The organism is Kribbella italica (assembly GCF_014205135.1).
GTDB classification, from domain to species: Bacteria; Actinomycetota; Actinomycetes; order Propionibacteriales; family Kribbellaceae; genus Kribbella; species Kribbella italica.
In genome coordinates, this window is the sequence record NZ_JACHMY010000001.1 from 6151122 (window position 1) to 6175183 (window position 24062).

The 24062-nt window shown below is 69.9% G+C and carries 23 protein-coding genes; 16 read left to right on the forward strand and 7 right to left on the reverse strand.

All coding sequences use genetic code 11. From position 1 onward, the window contains the following. The first annotated feature begins 69 nt into the window (after positions 1 to 69). A complete protein-coding gene (locus HDA39_RS28600; RefSeq protein ID WP_184800361.1) occupies positions 70 to 1068 on the forward strand; it encodes a hypothetical protein in 999 nt (332 codons plus the stop codon). On the opposite strand, the gene HDA39_RS28605 is transcribed toward HDA39_RS28600, so the two are convergent. Beyond that, a complete protein-coding gene (locus tag HDA39_RS28605; protein ID WP_184800363.1) occupies positions 1030 to 1464 on the reverse strand; it encodes an Lrp/AsnC family transcriptional regulator in 435 nt (144 codons plus the stop codon). The genes HDA39_RS28600 and HDA39_RS28605 overlap by 39 nt on opposite strands. Positions 1465 to 1573: 109 nt before the next feature. On the opposite strand from HDA39_RS28605, the gene HDA39_RS28610 reads away from it, so the two are divergent. Both HDA39_RS28610 and HDA39_RS28615 read left to right on the forward strand, forming a co-directional pair. Further along, positions 1574 to 2473 carry a DMT family transporter gene (locus HDA39_RS28610; RefSeq protein WP_337925935.1) on the forward strand — a complete coding sequence of 300 codons (900 nt, stop codon included), beginning with the start codon at positions 1574 to 1576 and terminating at the stop codon, positions 2471 to 2473. Beyond that, positions 2470 to 3450 (forward strand): TIGR03560 family F420-dependent LLM class oxidoreductase, encoded by a 981-nt coding sequence (locus HDA39_RS28615; RefSeq protein ID WP_184800365.1) that lies wholly within the window; start codon positions 2470 to 2472, stop codon positions 3448 to 3450. The genes HDA39_RS28610 and HDA39_RS28615 overlap by 4 nt, the downstream gene beginning before the upstream one ends. Before the next feature lie 47 nt (positions 3451 to 3497). Here HDA39_RS28615 and HDA39_RS28620 read toward each other — a convergent pair whose 3' ends face one another. Continuing rightward, positions 3498 to 3770, reverse strand: a complete 273-nt coding sequence (locus HDA39_RS28620) for a hypothetical protein (RefSeq protein ID WP_184800367.1) — start codon at positions 3768 to 3770, stop codon at positions 3498 to 3500. 247 nt (positions 3771 to 4017) lie between these two features. Here HDA39_RS28620 and HDA39_RS28625 point away from each other — a divergent pair, with 247 nt between their 5' ends. The 6 genes from HDA39_RS28625 (at position 4018) to HDA39_RS28650 (ending at position 10840) form a co-directional block, all read left to right on the forward strand. After that, the gene (locus HDA39_RS28625) at positions 4018 to 4710 is read left to right on the forward strand and encodes a response regulator transcription factor (protein ID WP_184800369.1); all 693 of its coding nucleotides are present in this window, start codon (positions 4018 to 4020) and stop codon (positions 4708 to 4710) included. A 170-nt stretch (positions 4711 to 4880) separates the two neighbouring features. After that, a complete protein-coding gene (locus HDA39_RS28630) occupies positions 4881 to 6434 on the forward strand; it encodes a sensor histidine kinase (RefSeq protein WP_238356168.1) in 1554 nt (517 codons plus the stop codon). A gap of 228 nt (positions 6435 to 6662) precedes the next feature. Further along, entirely contained in the window at positions 6663 to 8081 is a 1419-nt protein-coding gene (locus tag HDA39_RS28635; protein ID WP_184800371.1) for a S1C family serine protease, read from the forward strand. Positions 8082 to 8298: 217 nt separating this feature from the next. Further along, positions 8299 to 9561, forward strand: coding sequence for a carbohydrate-binding protein (locus HDA39_RS28640; RefSeq protein WP_184800373.1), 1263 nt, complete (start codon positions 8299 to 8301; stop codon positions 9559 to 9561). 47 nt (positions 9562 to 9608) lie between these two features. Beyond that, positions 9609 to 10124: a DinB family protein gene (locus tag HDA39_RS28645; RefSeq protein ID WP_184800375.1), complete on the forward strand. Its 516-nt coding sequence runs from the start codon at positions 9609 to 9611 to the stop codon at positions 10122 to 10124. A 5-nt stretch (positions 10125 to 10129) separates the two neighbouring features. Next, on the forward strand, positions 10130 to 10840 hold the full coding sequence (locus HDA39_RS28650) for a pirin family protein (RefSeq protein ID WP_184800377.1): 711 nt from the start codon (positions 10130 to 10132) through the stop codon (positions 10838 to 10840). Here the strand turns inward: HDA39_RS28650 and HDA39_RS28655 are convergent. Further along, positions 10837 to 11151, reverse strand: a complete 315-nt coding sequence (locus tag HDA39_RS28655; protein ID WP_184800379.1) for an L-rhamnose mutarotase — start codon at positions 11149 to 11151, stop codon at positions 10837 to 10839. The genes HDA39_RS28650 and HDA39_RS28655 overlap by 4 nt on opposite strands. 123 nt (positions 11152 to 11274) lie before the next feature. Here HDA39_RS28655 and HDA39_RS28660 point away from each other — a divergent pair, with 123 nt between their 5' ends. Continuing rightward, entirely contained in the window at positions 11275 to 12075 is an 801-nt protein-coding gene (locus HDA39_RS28660; RefSeq protein ID WP_184800381.1) for a VOC family protein, read from the forward strand. 153 nt (positions 12076 to 12228) lie between these two features. Next, complete coding sequence (locus HDA39_RS28665) at positions 12229 to 14136, forward strand: penicillin-binding transpeptidase domain-containing protein (protein WP_184800383.1); 1908 nt, start codon at positions 12229 to 12231, stop codon at positions 14134 to 14136. A gap of 98 nt (positions 14137 to 14234) precedes the next feature. On the opposite strand, the gene HDA39_RS28670 is transcribed toward HDA39_RS28665, so the two are convergent. Then, a complete protein-coding gene (locus HDA39_RS28670) occupies positions 14235 to 15962 on the reverse strand; it encodes an AAA family ATPase (RefSeq protein ID WP_184800385.1) in 1728 nt (575 codons plus the stop codon). A gap of 140 nt (positions 15963 to 16102) precedes the next feature. Between HDA39_RS28670 and HDA39_RS28675 the strand changes: the two genes are divergently transcribed. Further along, positions 16103 to 16429 carry a TFIIB-type zinc ribbon-containing protein gene (locus HDA39_RS28675; RefSeq protein ID WP_184800387.1) on the forward strand — a complete coding sequence of 109 codons (327 nt, stop codon included), beginning with the start codon at positions 16103 to 16105 and terminating at the stop codon, positions 16427 to 16429. Between the two features lie 15 nt (positions 16430 to 16444). Here the strand turns inward: HDA39_RS28675 and HDA39_RS28680 are convergent, their stop codons facing one another. Continuing rightward, positions 16445 to 16756 (reverse strand): WhiB family transcriptional regulator, encoded by a 312-nt coding sequence (locus HDA39_RS28680; protein ID WP_184800389.1) that lies wholly within the window; start codon positions 16754 to 16756, stop codon positions 16445 to 16447. Positions 16757 to 16831: 75 nt separating this feature from the next. Beyond that, positions 16832 to 19216 (reverse strand): immune inhibitor A domain-containing protein, encoded by a 2385-nt coding sequence (locus tag HDA39_RS28685; RefSeq protein ID WP_184800398.1) that lies wholly within the window; start codon positions 19214 to 19216, stop codon positions 16832 to 16834. A 141-nt stretch (positions 19217 to 19357) separates the two neighbouring features. On the opposite strand from HDA39_RS28685, the gene HDA39_RS28690 reads away from it, so the two are divergent. The 4 genes from HDA39_RS28690 (at position 19358) to HDA39_RS28705 (ending at position 22989) form a co-directional block, all read left to right on the forward strand. Next, positions 19358 to 19828: a GNAT family N-acetyltransferase gene (locus HDA39_RS28690; protein ID WP_184800400.1), complete on the forward strand. Its 471-nt coding sequence runs from the start codon at positions 19358 to 19360 to the stop codon at positions 19826 to 19828. Between the two features lie 160 nt (positions 19829 to 19988). Further along, on the forward strand, positions 19989 to 21224 hold the full coding sequence (locus HDA39_RS28695; protein ID WP_238356169.1) for a DNA polymerase IV: 1236 nt from the start codon (positions 19989 to 19991) through the stop codon (positions 21222 to 21224). Between the two features lie 61 nt (positions 21225 to 21285). Continuing rightward, positions 21286 to 22110: a hypothetical protein gene (locus HDA39_RS28700; RefSeq protein WP_184800402.1), complete on the forward strand. Its 825-nt coding sequence runs from the start codon at positions 21286 to 21288 to the stop codon at positions 22108 to 22110. 87 nt (positions 22111 to 22197) lie between these two features. Continuing rightward, complete coding sequence (locus HDA39_RS28705; protein ID WP_184800404.1) at positions 22198 to 22989, forward strand: maleylpyruvate isomerase family mycothiol-dependent enzyme; 792 nt, start codon at positions 22198 to 22200, stop codon at positions 22987 to 22989. A gap of 864 nt (positions 22990 to 23853) precedes the next feature. Here HDA39_RS28705 and HDA39_RS28710 read toward each other — a convergent pair. After that, positions 23854 to 24006 carry a hypothetical protein gene (locus HDA39_RS28710; RefSeq protein ID WP_184800406.1) on the reverse strand — a complete coding sequence of 51 codons (153 nt, stop codon included), beginning with the start codon at positions 24004 to 24006 and terminating at the stop codon, positions 23854 to 23856. Between the last annotated feature and the right edge of the window lie 56 nt (positions 24007 to 24062).

Below are 24062 nucleotides of genomic sequence, written 5' to 3' on the forward strand. Positions count from 1 at the left end.
GGTCCGACTTAGGTCTCGGAAGCCGCCACTGGTCTTTCGCCGGGCCGGGGCGGCGACAAGACTGCGGAGATGAGTCTGCAGCTGCGTGGTATCTCGTACGTTCCCGCGGCCGATCCGGACGCCGTACGGCGGGATCTGCGTGCGATCGCCGAGGACCTGCACTGCGACACGGTGATGCTGATCGAGTCGGACTCCGAGCGGCACCGCGCGGCCGCGGAGTACGCGCTGCAGCTCGGGCTGGACGTCTGGATCCGCCCGTACCTGGAGGACCGGCCGCACCGGGAGATCCTGGCGCACCTGGCGACGACCGCGGCGATGGCCGAGCAGCTGCGGCAGCGGCATCCGGGCCAGGTGACATTGCTGGTCGGCAGCGAGTTCTCGCTGAGCTCGCCGGGGATGATCCCGGGGCCGAAGATCTGGCTGCGGATCCAGGTGCTCGTGCGCTGGCGGCGCTTCTTCGACCGCCGGATCACGCGCAAGCTCGGCGTACTGCTGAAGGCGGCGCTGGCGACCGCGCGGGAGTCGTTCGACGGACCGGTCAGCTACGCGGCCGGCTACTGGGAGCAGGTCGACTGGTCCGGCTTCGACCTGGTCGGCGTCAACCTGTACCGCTTCGGGACCGACCCCGCGGCGTACGAGCGACAGCTGGACGCGCTGGTCGCGGAGTCGAGCAAGCCGGTGGTGATCACGGAGTTCGGCTGCGGCTCGTTCGTCGGGGCGGACCGGCGCGGGCCCGGGTCGTTCCTGATCGTCAACTGGTTCGCCTCGCCCCCGCGGGTCAAGGAGGGGTACCAGCGCGACGAGGCGACCCAGGCGGCGTACCTGGGCGAACTGATCGACCTGTACGACGCCCGCCGCGTGCACGGGTGCTTCGTCTTCACCTACGCGATGCAGGACTTCCCGCACTGGTCCGACCCGCTGTTCGACCTCGACATGGCCGGGTTCGGCGTGGTGAAGATCCCGGCCCACGACCTCGAGCGCCGCGAGCCGAAGGAGGCCTTCGCGACGGTGGCCCGCAAGTACGCCGGGTCAGCGCAGCGGGACCGCGCGCGGCGGGACGGGAGTTGAGACGACGAACGAACTGTTCGTCGAGCCGTGCACGTTCAGCTTGTCCAGCAGGTCTTCCAGCGCGTCGATCGCGGGGACCTGGACCCGGATCAGGAAGCAGTCCTCGCCGGAGATCCGGTGGCACTCGACCACCTCGGGAGTCGCCCGGGCCAGCTCGATGATCCGCGGAATCTGCCCCGGACCGGGCTTGAGCCGCACCCAGGCGGCGACGGGCAGGCCGAGCGCCGCCGGGTCGAGGTCGAGCCGGTAGCCGCGGATCACCCCCGACTCCTCCAGCCGCGTGACCCGCTCGCGCACGGTCGGCGCCGAGACCCCGAGCCGGCGCGCGAGCTCGGTCGTCCGCAGCCGAGGATCCGCCGCCAACTCGGTCAGCAACCGCTCATTGAGTTCATCCATCACCCAGCAAGTCTAACTCGCCATCCACCTCCGTTCTTGCAAGTACGAACCGCAAATCACCTTCAAAACACCATGTCGTTGCCCGCTGGTTCTTTCTAACGTTGACCCCGTGAAGAACCTGCTCGCCCCGACCGCCGCCGCCGTCACCGTGCTGCTCTGGGCCTCCTCCTTCGTCGCCATCCGCCATACCGGCACGGAGTTCTCGGCCGGCCCGCTGTCCCTCGCCCGCCTCGTGATCGGCAGCGTCCTGCTCGGCGCCTTCCTCCTCCTCCAGCCGCGCGACCGCCGCTGGCAACGCCCGGCCCGCCGCGACTGGCCGCTGCTGCTGGCCTGCGGACTGCTCTGGTTCGGCGTCTACAACCTCACCCTGAACGAGGCCGAACGCCGCCTCGACGCCGGCACCGCGGCGATGCTCGTCCACATCGCGCCGCTGCTGATCGCGCTGCTGGCCGGGCTCACCCTCGGCGAAGGCTTCCCCCGGCCGCTGGTGATCGGCAGCCTGGTCGCGTTCGCCGGCGTCGTGGTGATCGGTACGTCGACCTCCACCGGCCGCGCGGAGACCTGGGGCGTCGTCCTCTGCGTCACCGCCGCCATCTCGTACGCCGTCGGCGTGGTCACCCAGAAACCCCTGCTCGGCCGGCTCCCCGCGGCCCAGGTCACCTGGATCGCCTGCACGATCGGCGCGGTCGTCTGCCTGCCGTTCACCCCTACCCTGATCGACGAGCTCCGGATCGCGAGCGCCGGGACGATCTGGTGGGTCGTCTACCTCGGCGCCTTCCCGACCGCGCTCGGCTTCACCACCTGGGCCTTCGCGTTGCGCCGCTCGACCGCGGGCCGGATGGGCGTCACCGTGTACGCCGTACCGGTCGTTGCCATCGGCCTCGGCTGGCTCTTCCTCGCCGAAACCCCGGCCGGCTTGGCGATCGCGGGCGGCGCGCTCTGCCTGGCCGGCGTCGCGGTCTCCCGACGCAGGGTCGCCGTTGCCCGAGTGAAGGAGATGGCCCGATGAAGTTCGGACTCTTCGTCCCGCAGGGCTGGCGGATGGACCTCGTCGAGATCGACGACCCGGTCGAGCAGTGGGAGGCGATGACCGCCGTCGCCCGCACGGCCGACGCCGGCCCGTGGGACTCGATCTGGCTGTTCGACCACTTCCACACCGTGCCCGAACCGGTCCGCGAGACCGTCTTCGAGGCCTGGACGACCACCGCCGCCCTGGCCCGCGACACGCACCGGGTGAAGCTCGGCCAGATGGTCGGCTGCAACGGATACCGCAACCCCGCCCTCTACGCGAAGATGGCCGCGACCGTCGACGTCGCCAGCCACGGCCGCCTGTACGCCGGGATCGGGGCCGGCTGGTCGGAGCACGAGTGGACGGCGTACGGGTATCCCTGGACCGGCCTCAAGGACCGGATGGGCTCGTTCAGCGAGTCCGTCGAACTGATCCACCGGCTGTGGACCGAGGAGGACGTCGTCTTCCACGGCAAGTACCACTCGGCCGACAAGCCCTTCGTCGAACCGCGCCGCAAGCCGCCGCTGTGGATCGGCGGCGGTGGCGAGAAGATCACGCTCAAACTCGTCGCGCAGTACGCCGACGCCTGCAACTTCGGGACCGGCGTCGTCGACACGATCAAGCGCAAGCTCGCCGTCCTGCGCCGGCACTGCGACGCGGTCGGCCGCGACTACGGCACGATCGTGAAATCCACGAGCATCAACGTGTTCCCCGTCGAGACCGGCGCCGACCCGGTGACCGCGACGGCGAAGGCCCGGGGCCGCTACACGCTGCAGGAGTTCGGCGAGATCGGCGCCGGCGGTGGACTGGAGGGCCTGCGGGCCGAGCTCGTGACGGCCGAGCAAGTGCGGATCCAGCTGGAACAGCTGGCCGAGATCGGGATCGAGTACGTGATCGCCTACATCCCGGGCGTCGCCTACGACCACGAACCACTGCAACGGTTCGCGGAGGACGTCGTACCGGCCTTCAGGGCTTGATGCTGCGGAGCCGGTCGGGCGGCCGAAATCGACCGCCCGACCAGTGATCAGTCGTCGTACCCGAAGTAGATGCGGCCGTCGGACAGGATGATGCAGTTGCCGACCTTGTACGCGGGCTTGGCCCACAACATGATCTGCCGGCCGGCGATGCAGGCGTTCAGATCGCCGTACGGACCGGCCTGGTGCTGGAACACGTCCGCCGGTGTCTGGACCGCCGCGGAGGTCCGGGTCGCCGCCGGGGTCGCGGCCGCGGTGAGCGGCGCGAGGGCCAAGGCCCCCAGCATCGTGGCGGCGGTCAGCAGACGAACGGGGTTCTTCATCGACACATCTCCCAAAGGATCGGGACGCCCGGCCGGGCGCCCGTGCTGCAAATGAATGGTTCCTGTCTAGTCCACTATCGTAGGCGGTGGCCGGGTCACCGGCCGTCGGGTCCTTCGGCACTGATCAGCGGGTTCTCAGCGGATTCTCAAACAGACCACCTAGGCTCGTAAGGCGGTGATCAGGAGCAGACCGGATCGCCGTCCAGGTCCGGCCGGCGGTGCGCCGGTCACGAGCGGGGAGCGGCGGATGCGGGTACTGGTGGTGGACGACGACCGGGCGGTCCGGGACTCGCTGCGCCGTTCGCTGGAGTTCAACGACTTCGAGGTGGTGACGGCCTCCGACGGCGCCGAGGCGCTCGCGGTGATCGGCAACGTCGAGCCCGACGTGGTCGTGATGGACGTGATGATGCCGCGCCTGGACGGGCTGGAGACGACCAAGGCGCTGCGGGCCGCGGGCAACAACGTGCCGATCCTGGTGCTGACCGCGCGGGACGCGGTGGCCGACCGGGTCGACGGCCTCGACGCCGGCGGCGACGACTACCTGACCAAGCCGTTCGCGCTGGAGGAACTGCTCGCGCGCCTGCGCGCCTTGCTGCGCCGCAGCGCGACGCCCGGCGAGGGCGGCCCGCGCGGCGAAGTGTTGCAGTACGCCGACCTCGTGGTCGACGTGGACGCGCACGAGGTGCACCGCGGCGACGTCGCGATCCAGCTGACCCGGACCGAGTTCTCGCTGCTGGAGCTGCTGATCCGCAACCCGCGCCGCGTGCTCGAGCGCGCCGTCATCCTGGACGCCGTCTGGGGCTACGACTTCCCGACCACCGCCAACTCCCTCGAGGTCTACGTCGGGTACCTCCGCCGCAAGACCGAGGTCAACGGCCTGCCCCGCCTGATCCACACCGTCCGCGGCATCGGCTACGTCCTCAGGGACACCCCACCGTGAGTTCGCAACCCCCGGACTTCCCGAAGTACGGCGGCAGCGGGCGGATTCCCCCGACTCCAACCCCCAGGCCTGCGTCACCGAGCAGCGGGAACGCACCCGGCGGAGGCGGTACGGGTGGCCCTGGGGCCCAGGGCCCGATAGGCGCCGGCGGAATCACCCCCGCTGCCGGCATGGGTCGGACCGACCAGGGCGATTCCGCTGCCAACACCCCGAAGGCTTGGCTGAACGGCAACGGGAATCGGATGGCGGCGACCGCTGCCCGGACGCAGAGCTGGTGGCAGGAGAAGCTGCACCGGCTGAGTCTGCACGCCCGGGTCACCCTGCTGGCGGCCGTGGCCGTGGGCTTCGCCGTCGCGCTGGTCAGCGTCTCGGCGTACGTGACCGTGCGCCAGCAGATGTACCAGAACCTCGACAACAGCCTGGTGGACCGCGCCTCGCAGGCCGCCAAGAACGGCGTCTTGACCAGCCAGAAAAACCTGGTGCAGATCCCGACCGACGCCTTCGGCCTCAGCGACCTCCGGCTCGGCGTCTACCTCACCACCGGTCAGCCCATCGGCGCGACCAACAGCTACCTACCGCCGATGGGCCCCGCCGAGCTGGACATCGCGCGGAACCCGTCCGACGAGGCCAGCGTGCGGACCTTCGGCACGCGCAACGGCGAGCACTTCCGGGTCGTCGCCGTCCCGGCCCGGTTCTGCCCGTACGTCGCGAACAGCTGCGATCCCGAGGACGGGCAGACGCAGCCGGCCGCGTTGGTCGTGGCACAGTCGCTCGATCCGATCGACCGGACCCTGCACAACCTCGGGATCGTGCTCTGGGCGTTCGGCCTGGTCGGCGTGATCGGCGCGGCGCTCGCCGGGAACGCGATCGCCCAGTCAGGCCTCAGGCCGCTGACCCGGTTGACAGGCGCCGCCGAGCACGTCGCCCGGACGGAAGAGCTGCGGCCGATCCCGGTGACAGGTTCGGACGAGATCTCCCGGCTCGCCCAGGCGTTCAACGCGATGCTGCAGGCCCTGGCGCGCTCTCAGGACCGCCAGCGCAGACTCGTCGGCGACGCCGGACACGAGCTACGGACACCGTTGACGAGCATCCGGACCAACCTCGACCTACTCGCCCAGGCCGACAAGCGCGGCGGGCTGCGACCGGAGGACCGGCAGCAGCTGCTGGAGGACGTCCGCGCTCAGATGGACGAGCTGACCACACTGATCGGCGACCTGACCGAGCTGGCCCGCGACACCCCGCAGGTCCGCGACGCCGAGCTGATCGAGCTGGCGAACGTGGTCGAGGACGCCGTACTGAAGGTGCGCCGGCGCGCTCCCGGGCTGGAGTGGGACGTGCAGCTGGCGCCGTTCCCCGTGTGGGGCGACGAGCGGTTGCTCGGTCGCGCGGTGACGAACCTGCTCGACAACGCCGCGAAGTACAGCACCCCCGACGTTCCCCCCGCCGCCGGCGAGCCGCCGTCCCGGGTGATCGTCCGCCTGCGCGACGGCGTCCTCACGGTCACCGACAGCGGCCCCGGCATCGCCGAGGCCGACCTGCCGCACGTGTTCGACCGCTTCTACCGCTCCAGCGAAGCCCGCAGCCGCCCCGGCTCCGGCCTCGGCCTGGCCATCGTCAAACACGCGGCCGAACAGCACGGCGGCATGATCTACGCCCGCAACGCCCCCACCGGCGGAGCCCAGTTCACCCTCTGGCTCCCCCACGCCGCCACCCAGTCCCGCTGACCCCCACCACCCCACCGGGGTAGTGGAGGGCCTCGTACTACTCCTCTTTCCGGCCGGAGCGGCCTCAGCCCCCGAGGACCTCTCCGGCCGCATCACCGCGGGCCTCAGCCGGAAACTCCCTCTCTTCACAGCTTCGTCACAGAATCCTCAGCGGAAGCTCACGGAGTTCTTTGGCTGCTCTGACGGGATCTTCAGGGCTCTCTCAGGTCCGGCGCCCATGGTTGACCCATGACCGAGAACCAGCCGCACCAGCCGCAGAACCAGCCCGGGAACGACACCCCGGCCCAGGGTTCGACGTACGGGAACCAGGCTCCGCAGGGGACGCCACCGTCGTACGGCTCGAGTCCGCAGGAGCGTACTCAGCAGCTGCCGACGACCGGCTACGGCCAGCACGCGCAACAGCAGTACGCGCCGCAGGGCCAGGGGCGTTACCAAGGCGGTCAGTTCGGTACGACCGGGGCGCATCAGGGGGCGTCGCCGGGTACCAACTGGCCACCGCCGTTCGGCCCCCAGCCGCCGGCCCAGCCGGAGCGTCCCAAGCCCAAGCGGCGTGGGCTGGCTCTGGTGGCGCTGACCGCACTGCTGGTCGGGACCGCCGGCGGCGTGGGTGGTGCGGCTGTTTACTCGGCCACGAACGACTCCAGCGCGACCCCGTCGGTGACCGCCCCGCTGAACGGCGGGCAAGCGGCTCCGGCGTCCGCGCCGAACGGCTCGGTGCAGCAGGCCGCGGCCAAGGTGCTGCCGAGTGTGGTGAAGATCGCCTTCACCACCAACCAGGGCAGCGGTACGGGTTCGGGCATCGTGATCAGCAAGGACGGTCTGATCGTCACCAACAACCACGTGGTGGCGGGTGCCGGTCAGGGCGGCGAGCTGAGCGTGATCCTGAACGACGGCCGTACGGTCTCCGCGACCGTGGTCGGCACCGACCCCCTGACTGATCTCGCGGTGATCCGCGCCGACGCCAAGGACCTGACGCCCGCCGCCCTCGGTTCGAGCGGCAACCTGGCCGTCGGGCAGGGCGTGGTCGCGATCGGTTCGCCGTTCGGCCTCGACGCCACCGTGACCAGCGGCATCGTCTCGGCGCTCAACCGCCCGGTCACGTCGGGCGGGGAGAGCGAGAACGACAGCACGACAGTCTTTCCCGCAGTACAAACGGACGCCGCGATCAATCCGGGAAACTCCGGCGGCGCCCTGATCGACCTTGCCGGCCAGGTGGTCGGAATCAACAGCGCGATCAAAACCGCCGGAGGATCGGGACAATCCGAAGGCGGAAACATCGGCCTGGGCTTCGCAATCCCGATCGACCAGGCCAAGCCGATCATCGACGAGCTGGTGGCCAAGGGCAAGGCCACCCATGCGCGGCTCGGAGTGCAGGTCGGCAACGCGCAGTCTTCCGGCGGGCTCACTCAAGGAGCAACCCTCGGCAAGGTGACGTCCGGCGGTGCGGCGGACAAGGCCGGCCTGAAGAGCGGTGACGTGGTCACCGCGATCGACGGCAAGGCGATTGCGTCAGGGGACGCGTTGGTCGCCGCGGTCCGTTCGCACCGTCCGGACGATGAAGTGACGATCACCTACAACCGCTCCGGCCAGACCGGCCAGACGGCGAAGGCGAAGCTCGGCTCCGACAACGGCAACCCCACGGGGTGAACTCGGTGCCGGGGGCCCCTCCTCCCCCGGCACCCGAACCACGAACCGGGACTCCGACCGCCCACCGAGCGGCCGGAGTCCCGTTCTGTCGTCAACGGCCGGATCACCGATTCCACCTCCTCAGCTGTCGGCTTTCCGACATGTCGTAGCCGCCGGTTCTCCCAACGCCTACGGTGAAGAAACGAAAGGTCACTGCGTATTGGACTGAGGAGCGGCCATGAACCGACGGATCGGGACCGTGTTCGCGAGTGCGATGGCAGTCGGGGTGCTGCTCGCGTCGGCCGGGCTGGTGGCTCAGGCCGGCCCGTCGTCGGTCCAAGCAGCCTGTACGGCGGCCGCCTGGGCCGAGGGCGTCAGCTACCCGGCCGGCGCCACCGTGACCTACCAGAACCGTTCGTACGCCGCCCGCTCCGCGCACACCGCCCCACCCGGCTCCGGATGGAACCCGGTCGCGGCTCCCTCCCTCTGGCTCGACCAAGGCGCCTGCGACAGCACCCCGCCGACCACGCCGCCACCCGGCTCCGCGACCTGCGCGGTGAAGTCCCGCCCGGCCGGCAAGGTCCTGCACGGCTACTGGGAGAACTGGGACGGCGCCGCCAACGGCGTGCACCCGCCGTTCGGCTGGACGCCGATCACCGACGCCCGGATCGGCCAGCACGGCTACAACGTGATCAACGCGGCGTTCCCGGTGATCCTGTCCGACGGCACGGTCAAGTGGGAGGACGGGATGGACGCAACCGTGAAGGTCGCGACGCCCGCGGAGATGTGCGCGGCGAAGGCGGCGGGCCAGACCATCCTGCTGTCGATCGGCGGCGCGACCGCGGGGATCGACCTCAGCTCGTCCACCGTCGCCGACCGGTTCGTCGCGACCGTCGTACCGATCCTCAAGCAGTACAACTTCGACGGGATCGACATCGACGTCGAGACCGGCCTGACCGGCAGCGGCAACATCAACCAGCTGTCCACCTCGCAGGCCAACCTGATCCGGATCATCGACGGCGTGCTGGCCCAGATGCCGTCGAACTTCGGCCTGACGATGGCGCCCGAGACGGCATACGTCACCGGCGGCAGCGTCACCTACGGCTCGATCTGGGGCTCGTACCTGCCGATTATCAAGAAGTACGCCGACAACGGCCGCCTGTGGTGGCTGAACATGCAGTACTACAACGGCAGCATGTACGGCTGCTCCGGCGACTCGTACTCCGCCGGCACCGTCCAGGGCTTCGTCGCCCAGACCACCTGCCTCAACAACGGCCTCGTCATCCAGGGCGTCACCATCCGCGTCCCGTACGACAAGCAGGTGCCCGGTCTGCCCGCCCAGAACGGCGCCGGCGGCGGCTACATGGCGCCGTCCCTGGTCTCCCAGTCCTGGAACAGCTTCAACGGCCAGCTCAAAGGCCTGATGACCTGGTCGATCAACTGGGACGGCTCGAAGAACTGGACCTTCGGCGACAACGTCAAGTCACTGCAAGGCCGCTGACGTCTAATTGTGTCGCGGGCGGACCGAGCGCCGAGTACGGTCCGCCCATGACGTTTTCTCGCGAGCGGCCGCCGTTTGTTGCTGATGAGCGGACCCAGTTGGTCGGGTGGCTGGATCAGCAGCGGGCGCTGGTGCGGTGGAAGTGCGAAGGGCTCGCCGAGGCCGACGAGCTGCGGTCGGTGCTGCCCACGTCGCCCGCGATGACGATGGCGGGGCTGGTCTACCACCTGCGCTGGGTCGAGCACTGCTGGTTCGAGGTCCTGTTCCTGAACGGCTCGTCGGCGGAGAACCCGCAGTTCGACGAGTCGCTGCCCGAGGACGCCGACATGATGCCGACCGTGCCGCTGAAGCAGCTGCTGGACGAGTTCGAGGCGCAGTGCGAGCGGTCGAACGAGATCATCGCCGCGCACTCCCTCGACGAGACCGGCCGGCACCCCGACTTCAAGTCCGGTCAGGCGACGCTGCGCTGGATGGTGCTGCACATGATCGAGGAGACCGCGCGCCACGTCGGCCACCTCGACACCATCCGCGAGCTGCTCGACGGCGAGAAGGGGTATTACTAGTCGGTGTGAGCATCGACGTACGCCGTGCGGGTGACCGGTTCCTGACCACCGAGGACTGGCTGGAGTCGCGCCACTCGTTCTCCTTCGGCCCGTACTACGACCCGGCGAACGTCGGGTTCGGCGCCCTGCTCGTGCACAACGACGAAGTGGTTGCCCCCGGCACCGGGTTCGACCTGCACCCGCACCAGGACCTGGAGATCGTCACCTGGGTCCTGCGCGGCGCGCTCGTGCACCAGGACTCCGAGGGCCACAGCGGCATCGTGTACCCCGGCCTCGCGCAGCGGATGAGCGCGGGCAGCGGGATCCGGCACTCGGAGAAGAACGACGCGGGCGAGCCCGTGCGCTACGTGCAGATGTGGGTCCGGCCCGACGAGATCGACCTGGCGCCGTCGTACCAGCAAGCTGAGGTCGACGAGGCGTTGAGCACCGGTGAGCTGGTCCCGATCGCCTCGGGCCTGGCCAAGCACGCCACGAGTACGGCGATCCGGATCAACCAGCGCGGCGCCGGAATGACGGTCGCACGGCTGCGGCCGGAGGGCACGGTCGAGCTGCCGGTGGCGCCGTACGTGCACGTGTTCGTTGCCCTCGGCTCCGTCACCCTCGAAGGCGCCGGCGAACTCCACGAGGCCGACGCCGCCCGGATCGTCGCGGCCGACGGCCAGCGCGTCACCGCGGGTGCAGGCGGCGCCGAGATCCTCGTCTGGGAGATGCGTTAGCCGGTCTGCAGCGACATGGTCCAGACATGCTGCAGCGGTCCGCCGTTCTCGGCGAAGCCCTCGACGAACTGGCTCATGTGCTGCTGCCAGCGCTGATCGACCGGGTCGTTCGCGAGCTGGGCCACGGCGGCCTCGTAGTCGTCGCACTCGACCAGGTGGAACAGGTCCCGGCCGCTGCGCCAGATGCTCCAGTCGGTGATGCCGGCGGCGTTCATCACCCCGATGAGCTCGGGCCAGACCCGGGCGTGCTCGAGCGCGTAGGACTCTTCGGTGCCGGCGATCAGCCGGCTGTGCAGGGCGAGGCGGGTCACAACCGGGGAGAATACGCCCCGGAGTGATCGAACCGTTACCCGGTTCACCGGCGATCGCCTCGACGTGACCGGCCCACCCTGGCAGGTTGTGTGCCTCCGGTAACCGATTCCCCAGGAGCGCGCATGGCCGATCGCACCGCCCCCTGGCCTGCCGGTACGCCGAACTGGGTGGATCTGGCCGCGACGGACGCCCGCGCGGCGACCCGGTTCTACGCCGGACTGTTCGGCTGGCAGTGCGAGCACCAGGACAGTCGCGACTACTGGATCTGCCGCGTCGACGGCGAGGACGTCGGCGGCATCGGCGGCAAGCACCCCGGCACCGAGGCCCTGCCCAGCCGCTGGACGACGTACCTGGCGACCGCGCACGTCGACCGGACCGCGGCCGCGATCACCGAGGCCGGCGGCCGGGTGCTGCTCGACCCGACCGACGTCTCCGTGCACGGCCGGATGGCGATCGCGACCGATCCGAACGACGCGATCTTCGGTCTCTGGCAGGCCACCGACCACATCGGCACCGGCCGCCGGTCGGAGCCGGGCATGCTGGTCTGGAGCGAGGCCCTCAGTCGCGGGTACGACGAAGCGAAGGCCTTCTACACCAAGGTCTTCGGCTACCGCGTCGAGGAGATCGGCACCACGTCGGACTTCGGACCCGGCGACCAGTACGCCGACGCCCGGTACGCCGCGCTCTACGCCGCCGGCCGCCCGGTCGCCGGGACCGGCGAGTTCCACCCGGACATGCCGGCCGAGACCCGCGCGCACTGGCTGCCGTACTTCGCGACCGCGGACCTCGACGACACCGTCACCCGCGCCGAACGCACCGGCGGCCGGCTCAGGGGCGATCCGCTCGACACCGACTTCGGCCGGATGGCCGTGCTGACCGACCCGGAGTCGGCCGTGTTCGCGGTGATCCAGCTGTCGGTCTGAACGAAGCTTTGAGGAATCGAAAACCAACCGCCGGGGACGGCTGAGCGTCGTACTACCGTGGCCCGCCTGAGTATTTCCCCCCTCGTGGCAGGCTGGGCACACGCCGAAGACTGAACGGAAGTGTCAACCCGTCGCCGTGCGAGAGTGGAGATCGTGAAGCGAACTGCTGCCATCGTTTGTCTGAGTGCCCTGCTGGTCACTGCTGGTTGTTCCGACAGCAAGTCCGGTGACGGCGGGAAGGCCGACCCGAACGACGAGAAGCAGGCCTCCGCCGAGGTGGTCAAGGCTTTCGCGGTCGGCTGGGTGAAGGCCTGGGCGCCGGACGGCAAGCCGACCGAGGCCGCCGCGCTGACCGACAACCCGGCGACGTTCGGCCCGCGGCTGGACGACGTCGACACCGCGCTGGTCGCGCAGTCGGCGACCGTCACGCCGCAAGGTGAGCCGGACTGCGCCGACGACAGCAACTGCACGCAGGACCTGGCCGTCGAGGCGGTACTGCGCGGCATCGGCACGATGAAGTGGACCAGTACGGCGGCCGTGGTGAAGACCGGCGACGCCTGGAAGATCAAGGCCTCCGGCGACACCATCTACCCCGGGCTCGGCGAGGCCAACTACCTCAAGCGGGTCCGTTCGGTGCCGGCCCGGGCGTCGATCCTGGACCGGACCGGTAAGCCGCTGACCACGAACCGCCCGGTCGTCATCGTCGGCGTCGCCTCCGGGAACAAGGCGACCGCGGCGACGTACGCGGCGTTCACCAAGAACCTCGACGTCGACGGCACCAAGCTGTGGAACCGCGCGAAGGCCGCCCCGGCGGGCCAGTTCGTCGACGCGATCACGATCCGCGCCGAGGAGTGGGACAAGCTCCGCCCGAAGATGGGCAACCTGCCCGGCGTCCTGACCATGGGCGGCACGCAGTCGCTGCCGGAGAGCTCGACGTTCGCGCGCTCGGTGATCGGCACGATGAAGACCGCGACCGCGGAGACCCTGAAGAACGCGGGCCCGACGGCCTCGAGCCAGGACCAGGTCGGCACCACCGGCCTGCAGTACTCGATGCAGCAGCAACTGGCCGGCACGCCCGGCGGCGAGGTCAACCTGCGCGACGGCAAGACCAAGATGGTGATCAAGGAGGTGTTCAAGCAGGAGGGCAAGGCCGGTACGCCGGTCCGCACCACGCTGGACACCAACCTGCAGCGCGCCGCCGAGGCCGCGCTGGCCACGAGCAAGCTGCCCGCGTCGCTGGTCGCCGTCCAGGCGTCGACCGGTCAGATCCTGGCCGCCGCGAACGGCCCGACCGCGACCAACTACAACCGCGCCTTCCAGGGCCACTACGCGCCGGGCTCGACGTTCAAGATCGTCACGTCGGCGGCGCTGATGGGCGCCGGGCTGACCCAGGCGTCCCCGCTGCCGTGCACGAACACGATCAACGTGTTCGGCAAGTCGTTCAAGAACTACGACGGCCTCGCGCCGTACGGCAACGGCACGATGGAGAAGGCGTTCAACCAGTCCTGCAACACCGCGTTCATCTCCCAGCACGGGCGGCTGGCCAAGGACGGGATGACCAAGGCGGCGGCGATGTTCGGCCTCGGCCAGGAGCTGAAGACCTCCGTTCCGGCGTACGGCGGTGAGGTGCCGGCGCCGAAGGACGACGTCGCCGAGGCCGCGTCGATGATCGGCCAGGGCACCGTGACGGCGAGCCCGCTGGGCGTCGCACTGATCGGCGCCACGGTCAAGCACGGCACGGCGATGAAGCCGGTGCTGGTGACCGGCAAGGACCCGGCCGGCCCGGCGGCGGCACCGTTGCCCCCGGCCACGGCCAACGCGCTGCGCGCGATGATGCGGAGCACCGTCACCAACGGCACAGCGTCCGCGCTGGCCAGCACCGGCGTCGCCTCGGGCAAGACCGGCACCGCCGAGGTCGTTGCCAACGGCAAGGTCATCACCAACGGCTGGATGGTCGGCTTCCGCGGCGACGTGGCCTTCGCGGTGATCGTCGAAGGCGGCGTCTCGGGCGGCAAGGCAGCCGGCCCGGTCCTGAAGAACTTCCTCACGCGCTTCAAGTAGACGGGCTCGCGGGCTTCGCCCGCCTCGCCCCCGAGAGTAAGAGCCTTGGTCCGACGGAAGCCGCAGCCCCACGGGGCTGCGGCTTCGCCGCGCCCGGCTCAAAAGCTGAGGATCTCCTGGATCGCGGACTTCAAATCCGAGCCGTCCAGCGTCACCAGCTCCAGGTCCGTCGGGAACCCAGGCGAGTGGAACAGCCGCAGGTCCCGGTGCTTGCCCGCGGTCTCCAGCACGGTCCGGATGAAGCGGGCGTTGCCGAGCTCGTCGATCCGGCCGTTGGCGCAGACCTGGTCCAGGGCGGCGGTCAGACTGGCTGCGGCGTCCGGGGTGATGTGGTCGCCGCGGCTCTCGACCAGTCGCAGCGCGATCTCGCGGAGCTGGTCGGCGGTGTAGCGCGGGAAGTCGATCCGGGTCGAGAAGCGGCTGCGCAGCCCCGGGTTCGCCTCGAGGAACTCGGCCATCGGCTCGGAGTACCCGGCGACGATCACCACCAGGCGGTCGCGGTCGTCCTCCATCCGCTTCAGCAGCGTGTCGATCGCCTCCGTGCCGAAGTCGTTGGTGCTGGTGCCCTTCTTCTTCAGCGCGTACGCCTCGTCGATGAACAGCACGCCGTCCAGCGCGGAGTCGACCACCTCGTTGGTCTTCACGGCGGTCTGACCGATCCACTCCGCGACCAGGCCGGAGCGGTCGGTCTCGATCACCGTGTCCGCGGCGAGCAACCCGAGCGCGCAGTACAGGCGGGCCACGACGCGAGCGACAGTGGTCTTACCGGTGCCGGGTGGTCCGGCGAAGATCAAATGGCCGCCGAGCTTGGCGGTGGGCAGCCCGCGTTCGGCGCGCATCAGGCCGGCCCGGACCTGCGCGGCGACGGCCGAGACCTGCTGCTTGACGTCCTGCATGCCGACGTTGCGGTCGAGCTCGTTGAGGATGCCCTGCACCGCGCCCCAGTCCGGCTGCCGGTGCAGCGCGGGCGCGGACGGCGAGCCGCGGCGGATCACCGGCGCGGCCGGCGCCGTCGTACTGCGGGTTTCGGTACGACGGGTGCTCAGCCGGACGTTGGAGTCGGCCAGCGCCTCGGCGACCTGGCGGTGGGAGTTGTCGCGCTCGTAGACCCACTCGAACTGGCGGATCGCGTTCTGCTCGCGGTTGGTGCCGCGGTAGACGAAGCCGAGGTAGTACTCCGCGTCCACGGCGACGAACGAGTTGAGCTGCTGACCGGCGGCCTGGCGCAGGATGGTCTCGGCCTCGCTCCACTGCTCGACGGTCGCCAGCAGCATGCCGAGGCGCAGCTGCGCCTCGATGCCGAGGTGCCCGTCGGTGGGGATCCGGCGCAGGATGCCGATCGCGGTCTCGAACTCCGACCGGTTCATCGCGACCGCGGCCTCGAGGAAGTTGCGGCGCAGGTCCTCGATCACCTGGGCGGTGGCCTCGGCCGCGCCCGCGGCGTTCCCCGCACCGAGCCGCCGCAGCGCCTCCGCGTGCCAGACGTGATCAGTCGTCTCGAGCGAGTGGGTGAACCACCAGCCCGCCCGGAACGACGAACTGAGCCGCCGCTTGTCGGCGTCCCGCTCTTCCCCGAACCGCTTCACGCCCGCGACCAGCTTGTCGAGCGCGGTGTCCGCGTCCCCACCGGCCGCGTGGAACCCGAGCCAGGCGTCCGTCATCCCGGGGTCCAGCTCGACCGCCTTGGTGAAGTTCTCCAGTGCCGCCGGCTTGTCCGTCGTCACCGCCTTCTCGTCGGCCTTGGCAAACCCCAGCTGCCGCGCCCCACGCACCCACAACCCGCGAGCACGTCGCCGCCCCAGCAGCCCCGCGGCCTGCTCAGCCATTCCCACACTCCTCGTCGACCGACCGGTTTGCATCCTCTCACCACGGCGGTTCCTAAGAGTTTCCAGCCGTCACTGTGTGGGTTCCTGAGAGTTCGCTGAATCCGCGTCAGGGCGGCCTTTTCGTCACTTAGGGTGGTGCGATGGAGAGCCTGATCTGTCCCAAGTGCCGGGGCGCAATGCGGACGTACGAGCGCAGCAACGTCACCGTCGACCAGTGCACCGAGTGCCGCGGCATCTTTCTCGACCGGGGCGAGCTGGAGAAGCTGGTGGACGCCGAGGTGGCCTACAACGGGCCGCAGCAGACCCGCGCGCCCGAGCCGCGCTACGAAGAGAAGCGGTACGAGGAGAAGCGGTACGACGACCGTCGCCACGACAGCGACCGCCGCTACGACGACCGCAACAAGTACGGCCAGCAGTACCCGCAGCGCAAGAAGAAGAAGTCGTTCTTCGACGAGCTGTTCGACTGACCTGGGCGTAGCGACCTAGCGGTGCCGGCCGTGGAGCGCGGGTTCGCGCTCCTCCTCGGTCGTGCCGCCCCACACGCCGTACATCTCGCCGACCATGAGCGCGTGCTCGCGGCACTGCAGCCTGACCGGGCAGGTGCCGCAGAGCGACTTCGCGAGCAGTTCACGGGCGTGCTTGCGCAGCCCGCGTTCGGACTCGGCGGAGAAGAACAGCTCCGGGTTCACGTCCCGGCACGCGGCGTGGTCGTGCCACGCCCAGTTCTCGATCATCGCCGACGGCAGCCCGTCGGGCGCCTTGGTGACCGCCCCGGCGGGCGGTTTACGCCTCATGAGGGCGTCCTGAGGAGCAGACGGTAGACACTCACCTCTGATCGGTACCCGACAGCAAACGCTCACCCAGCGTGGTTACCGCCCGACCACCACCCGCACGTTGGTGCTGCGCTGACCGATCACCTTGATCGTCACCCCGACGTGCGGCACCTTCACGCCGTACGACGGCACCTTCGACGACCAGAACTCGTTGCGGTCGTCGAACGTCGGTACGGCGTCCGCCCCGGCGAAGTGGTTCTTCTTGCCGCTCACGGTCAGGTCGAACGAGTCCGACCGCTGCAGCCCGAACGTCGAGTCGTAGCTCTGCAGCGTGCTCTTCCAGAACCCGCCGGCCGGGTTCGGCCGCAGCTCCGGGTTCGCGTCGATCGGCAGCCACTGGCCCTGGCCCGGGTGCACCGCGGTCTCGTTGTCGGACTGCGAGGTGTCCCAGTACGAGATCAGCAGGCCGTCCTGGTACGGGAAGTGCTCGACCCAGTTCGGCCGCGGGTTGCCGACGAAGTTGTACGGGCCGGTCTGCAGGTAGCGGTTGAACGAGTTGTACGTGTAGTTCGACGCCAGGTAGTAGTGGTCGTGCTCGGTGGTGACCGTCTGACCGGCCGCCTGGAAACCCTTCGCCGTCCAGCCGCCGGTCCCGCTTTCGGCACCGTCGGTGACGAGGGCCTGCCCGTTCGCGGTCAGCTTGATCTCGTCGGCGAAGAAGCCGAGCTCGTGCGTGGCCGAGTCCGTCGCGTACCGGAACCGCAGGTCGACCGTCTTCCCGGCGTACGCCGACAGGTCGAACGTCGCCGGCTTCCAGCCACCGGAGTTGCCGTCGATCCCGTTCGCCTCGCCGGCCTTCGTGATGCTGCCCGGGATCGCCTTGAAGCCCGACCCGTCGTTCACCTCGACGTACGCGTAGTCGCAGGCCTCGGCGCCACAGTCCTCGATCCGCCAGTTCGCCTGGAACGCCAGCGACGCTTTGCCGGCCGGCAGCGTCACCTTGCGGGTCAGCGTGTTGTCGAGCTCGTCGCCGGTCCCGCTCCACCACGACTTCGCACCGGCCGCCGGGGCGACCAGCTGCTTGGTCAGCTTCTTCTTCGGCAGCGAGACAACCAGACCCTGCGGACGGTTCGAGTTGTACTCGTGCGGGCCGAGCTCCACCGTCTTGGTCTGACCGGCCTTGACCGTCACGGTGTCGAGCCAGCCGAGTTGCAGCTTGTCCCAGGTGCCGAGGTCCTGCGGCTTGAGCCCGATCCCGACGTCGCCCTTGGCGCCGGACCGCGACTGCGACATCACGCTCCACCAGTTCACCGGGTTCTGGCTCGGCTTCCCGGACGTGTCGTAGTGGTCCGGCAGGCCGAGGTCGTGCCCGTACTCGTGCGCGAAGACGCTCAGGCCACCGTTCTCCGGCTGGATCGTGTAGTCGCCGATCCACAGGCCGGTCCCGCCGACCTGGACACCGCCGAGCTTGTTGGCGGCCGGGCCGCTGCTGGTGTTCTGGTCGGCGTACCAGCGGTGCGACCAGATCGCGTCCTCGCCCTGGTGCGGGTCGCCGTCGGCCTGGTCGCCACCGGCGTGCACGATCTGGAAGTGGTCCAGGTAGCCGTCCGGCTCGTTGAAGTTGCCGTCGGCATCGAAATCGTAGCGGTCCCACTGGTCGTAGGACTGCAGCGTGCTACGGATGTCCGCGGCGGACTTGCCGGCCTTCTGCTGCAGCGTCACCCACTGGGAGACCGCGTCGGTGATCAGCGCCCAGGTGTTGCTGCAGATCGTGTCGGCGCACGGCGTACCGTTCGACCGGCCGTAGCGCGCCTCGTTGTAGGGCACCTTCACCCAGTCCGAGACGGTTCCCTCGACGCTGTACCGGCCGGACGACTGCTTCTCGTAGTACGTCTTGACCGACTCGCCGTCGCCGAAGTACAGGTCGCGGTAGTGCTGCGCGGAGTAGTCGGCCTGCCAGACCGTCGAGTTGTCGGTCTTTCGGTCCGGTGCCGGGATCGCGTTGTGCACCGGGCCTTCGTACGTCGTCGGCCCGGCGGTGTCCGGGTCGGTGTCGCGGTCGGGGAAGTCCGGGTGCCGCTTGGTGCCGAACTCGGCCAGGATGACGAAGATCTTGTCGGTCTTCTCACGCGCCAGCTCGACGTACTGGGCCCTGCGCTGCTCGGCGAACTTGATCCTGCCGAGGCCGTCCCGGGCCGCCGGTCCGGCGACCTCCTGGCCGACCTTGACCACCTTGCTCGTGCCACGCTGCTCGGCCTTGGCCGAACCGTTGAGCACACCGTTCAGCGCCGCCTCGCGCAGCTCGCGCCGCTTGTCCTCGAGCGGGTTCACCAGCTCGTCGGCGTGCAGGCCGGCGACCGGGCCCGCTGTCGTCGTCGCGGTGTCGGCGGCCGCGTCCCGCGGCGGTACCTGCCCGAGGCCGACGGCAACGGCGGCGGCCAGACCTCCGGCCGCCATGGTGCGTACGGGTGAGACGCGCACGTTTGCTCCTCCTGTGGCCAAAGGCAACTACCTCGGCAGACACCCTATGAGCACTGTGCGTGACGGAGGACGCTGTGAACCAACAGAGCGCCGACCGCAACACGATCGCCATCTGGCCGCCCGAGGGCTATCGTCGGCGAAATGAGCACCCCGCCCCCGGTCACGCTGCGCGCGATGACCGATGCCGAGTACGCCGGCTGGCAGGACCGCAACGCGCAGTCCTTCGCCGCCGGCATCGGCCCGCTGCGTGGCCTCGACGGCGAGGCCGCGATCGCGTTCGCCCGCGCCGAGGTCGACAAGCTGCTCCCGGACGGCCTCCGGACCGACAAGCACCTGCTCTGGACGGCGTTCGCCGGCGACGGCCCGCTGGTCGGCAGCCTGTGGATCAGCGTGCTGACGCCGGTCCCATACATCTACGGCGTCGAGGTGGCCGAGGCCCAGCGCGGCAAGGGCTACGGCCGCTCGATCATGGTCGCGGCCGAAGAGGAGTGCCGGCTCCGGGGGTACAGCCAGCTGGACCTGAACGTCTTCGGCAACAACGCGACCGCGATCAACCTGTACGAGTCCCTGGGCTTCGAGACCGTCAGCCAGATGATGCGCAAGCAGCTGTAGGTCAGGCCGCCTCCCCCGCCCACGTTTTCAAGTCTTCCCCGGTCCAATCTTTCGCCGGTCCAAGCAGCCCGCGCCCGACTCAGGGCCGAGTTCCTTGCTCTGCTGTGGTGTCCGCCCGAAACTCCACGACCTGTTCGGTCGCTTGTGATACCCCTGAGGCATGACCGCGAACTGGTGGTTGCTGCATGTGGACATGGACCAGTTCATTGCGGCGGTGGAGATTCGGCGGCGGCCCGAGCTGCGGGGGTTGCCGGTGGTGGTCGGTGGGTCGGGCGATCCGCAGCAGGCCCGGCAGGTGGTGGCGACGGCGTCGTACGAGGCGCGCGCGTTCGGCGTCGGCTCGGGGATGCCCTTGAGGGCGGCGTACAAGAAGTGCCCGGACGCGGTGTTCCTGCCCTCGGACCCGACGGCGTACGACGCGGCGTCGACCGAGGTGATGGACGTACTGCGGTCGTTCCCGGTGACCGTCGAGGTGTGGGGCTGGGACGAGTGCTTCGTCGGCGCGACGACCTCCGATCCCGAGGCCCTGGCGGTCGAGATGCGCGCCGCCGTCCTGGAGCGGACCGGGCTGACCTGCTCGATCGGGATTGGTGACAACAAGGTGCGCGCGAAGCTCGCTACCGGGTTCGCGAAGCCCGGGCCCGACCAGCGCGCCGGTGACGGCGGGACCTTCCGGCTCACCCAGGAGAACTGGGCCGACGTGATGCACCACCGCCCGGTCCGCGACCTGTGGGGCATCGGCGCCCGGATGTCGCAGAACCTGAACGACCTCGGGCTGCAGACCGTCGCCGACCTGGCCGCCGCGGACCTCGACGGTTTGCGGGAACGCTTCGGCCCCAAGATGGGCACCTGGTACGGCGCCCTCGGCCGCGGCCTCGGCGACACCGAGGTCACCGACGTCCCGCGCGAACCCGTCTCCCGCAGCCACGAGGTCACCTACCCCGAGGACCTGTCCGACCCGGCCGAGATCCAGGACAAGGTCCGTGAACTCGCCGAGGAGCTCACCCGCTCGGTCGTCGCCGAAGGCCGCTGGATCCAGCGGGTGCACGTGAAGGTCCGGTTCATCACGTTCTTCACACCGATCAAGTCGCGCAAGCTCCCCGCGCCGACCCAGGATCCCGGCGTCGTGGCCGACGCGGCGCTGACCGTCCTGGCGAAGTTCGAGCTCCGCCGCCCGGTCCGGTTGCTCGGCGTACGGGCGGAGTTCGCGCCCCCGCCGGCCGACGCAGACGCGGACACCGACGCGGACACCGACGCGGACACCGACGCGGACGCGGACACCGACGCCGACGCCGACGCCGGCTCGGACGCGGACGCGGACGCGGACACCGACCCGGACGCGGACGCGGACGCCGACGCCGACGCCGACGGGACGCAGGGAACCTCGCCGGGCTGACCGCCAACTTTTCCGCGCCGGGCAGCATCCAACCGCCGGCAGCCCACCGGAAAGGTGTCCCATGAGGCCTCGCACGCGCGTCATCACCGTCGTTGCAGCCGCCGTCCTCGCGGCGGGTGCCACCACGGCCCTCCTCCTGGCCCGTCCCGCGACCTCCGCACCCGCGGCGAGCGCTCCCGGTACGCCGAGCACCGCGGCAACACCGACCGCACCCGCGTCACCGGCCGGCACCACCCCCGGCGGACCGGTGCCCCCGACGCCCGGCGGTCCCGCGGCCACCACGCCCGGCGGACCGGCAACCCGCCGACCGGCGAGCACCGCGCCCGGCGGACCGGCGATCACGAGGCCGGGCGGTCCGCCGACCGCGACGCCGGTCGGGGCGGCGCCGCTCACGGCCCAGGGTCTGACCTACGTCAACCGCGTCTGGGGCGACCCGAAGACCGAGCTCGGCGTGATCGTCCCGGTCCCGAACACCTGGTCGATGGCGAAGCTCTCCACCTTCGAGTCCCGCTTCACCAGCCCGAACCAGCTGTGGACTCTCCGCCTCAACGGCGTACTGGCCAAGCCCCAACCCCGCATCACCTCCGTCGCCCAGCAGCTGGCCGCGCTGAAGTCCACCCCGGGCTTCCAGCTCATCTCCCGAACCGACGGCGCCGGCCAAGCGACCAGCCCGGTCTTCGCGGGCGTCACCTTCCAGTACACGACGCTGACGTACTCCTACACCGATCCAGCCCGCGGCACCCGCCTGGTCCTGCAGCGCTACGTCACCATCGACAACGCCACCAGCACCGGCTTCGAACTCGCCGCCTCCGGCCGCCCCCAGGATCTCGCTGCGCTCCAGACGATCGCCACGAAGGCGACCCTCGGCTACGTCCGTCTCCCCTGACGAAATCTCCCGCGGTGATCGGGAAGTAATGGCGGCCCGTGGTTGCTGTGATTACTTGATCGTTCATCCATCACCGGGAGACACCTGATGACCAGCAAGGCCGAGCGCGCGATCAGCGCCCTTCGTACCGGTTACGACTCCCTCGCCGAGCTCGTCGGTGGGCTGCAGCCGGACGACCTCGTCCGTCCTTCCGGCGCGAGCGAGTGGAAGCTCGCCGACGTCCTGAGCCACCTCGGCAGCGGCGCGGAGATCAACCTCGCCCTCCTCGAAGGCGCACTCGACGGCACCGGTACGCCGGCCGCCGACTTCAACACGTCCACCTGGGACCGCTGGAACGCACTCAGCCCCGCCGACCAGGCGTCGAACTTCCTCACCGCCAACCAGAAGCTGGTCCAGCGGTACGAGGGCCTCAACGACGACCAGCTCGCCAACCTGCGCATCGACTACGGCTTCCTGCCCGAGCCCGTCGACGTGGAGACCGCGGCGGCGATGCGGCTGAGCGAGTTCACCCTGCACAGCTGGGACGTCCGCGTCGGCCTCGACCCCGACGCGACCCTCGCCCCCGAAGCCACCGAACTCCTCCTCGACGGCATCGGCCGCCTGCTCGGCTGGGTCGGCAAGGCCGACCAACTCGACGGCACCGCAGCCCTCACGGTGAACACCACCGCCCCCGACCGCACCTTCGGCCTCACCATCGCCGACACCATCGAGCTCACCGACACCCCGGCCACTCCCGACGGCGAGCTGAACGCCCCCGCCGAGTACATCGTCCGCCTGGTCACCGGCCGGAACGCCGCGCAGTACACCCCGCCGTCGGTCACCCTGACCAGCGACAAGCTCACCCTGGACCAGCTCCGCCAGGTCTTCCCCGGCTTCTGAGCCTTCCCGACCCGAACCAGAACGCAATCTCCCGCAAGTACTTGCCCCCATCGCAAGCACCGGCTTCTGAACCCTCCGCCGCGGCGGATCAACTTCCCCGTCTCACCGACCGCCTTCCGCCCCTCCGCCGCACGGACTGACCACCACCCTCCGCCGCGCGGACCGACCACCGGCTCCCGTCACACGGACCAGCTAACGGCGCCCGTGACACGGACCGGATAACGCCCTTGTCGTCGCGCGGGAGCAGCTTCTGACCTCCGCCGCGCGGACTGGCCACCGACCAGCCCGCGCGACGCGGTCAGTCGCCGAGCATCGGAAGCCAGCCGAAAACGCAACGTCCGAACAACGCGCACGGAGCCGCTAGCGTCCGAAGAGGCGAGCGCTATAGCCTCGGGTCCTTCGGACGCATCGCCTTTCTTCGGACGCACCAGGTCGGGCCGGGAGCTACACCGGGTTGCATGGTCGCTGACGACCGAGGCAGGACGTCGGCCACCGGTCTCCGATCGCCGGGTCACCAGGCACCGGGTCACCAGGCACCGAGGTCCGGGGCACCGGGTTGCCGAGCGCCGGAAGCCGGCACAGGGTGACCGAGCGTCGGGCCACTGGTCGCCGAGCATCGGAAGCCAGCCGAACCACAGCGTCCGAACAACGTGCACGGAGCCGCTAGCGTCCGAAGAAGCCGTTGGCGTCCGAAGACGCGAGCGCTATAGCCTCGGGTCCTTCGGACGCATCGCGCTCCTTCGGACGCATCGCGGCTCCTTCGGACGCATCGCGGCTCCTTCGGACGCATCGCGGCTCCTTCGGACGCATGGCGGCTCCTTCGGACGCATCGCGCTTCTTCGGACGTAACGGGTCGGGCCGGAGCTACACCGGATCCTCGACCAGGCCAAGGGTGTTGCCTGGCCGCTGACGGCGGTACCGGTCGAAGTTCACCAGCAGCTCGACGACGACCTCGTGGAACGCCCGGCGGGTGTGGTCGCGCAGCCGGACGTCGTCCTGGCAGGTCCGGGCCAGCAACTCGCCCTGAGGGCAGGACGTCGGTCACGGGTCGCCGGGTCAGCAGGCGCAGGCTC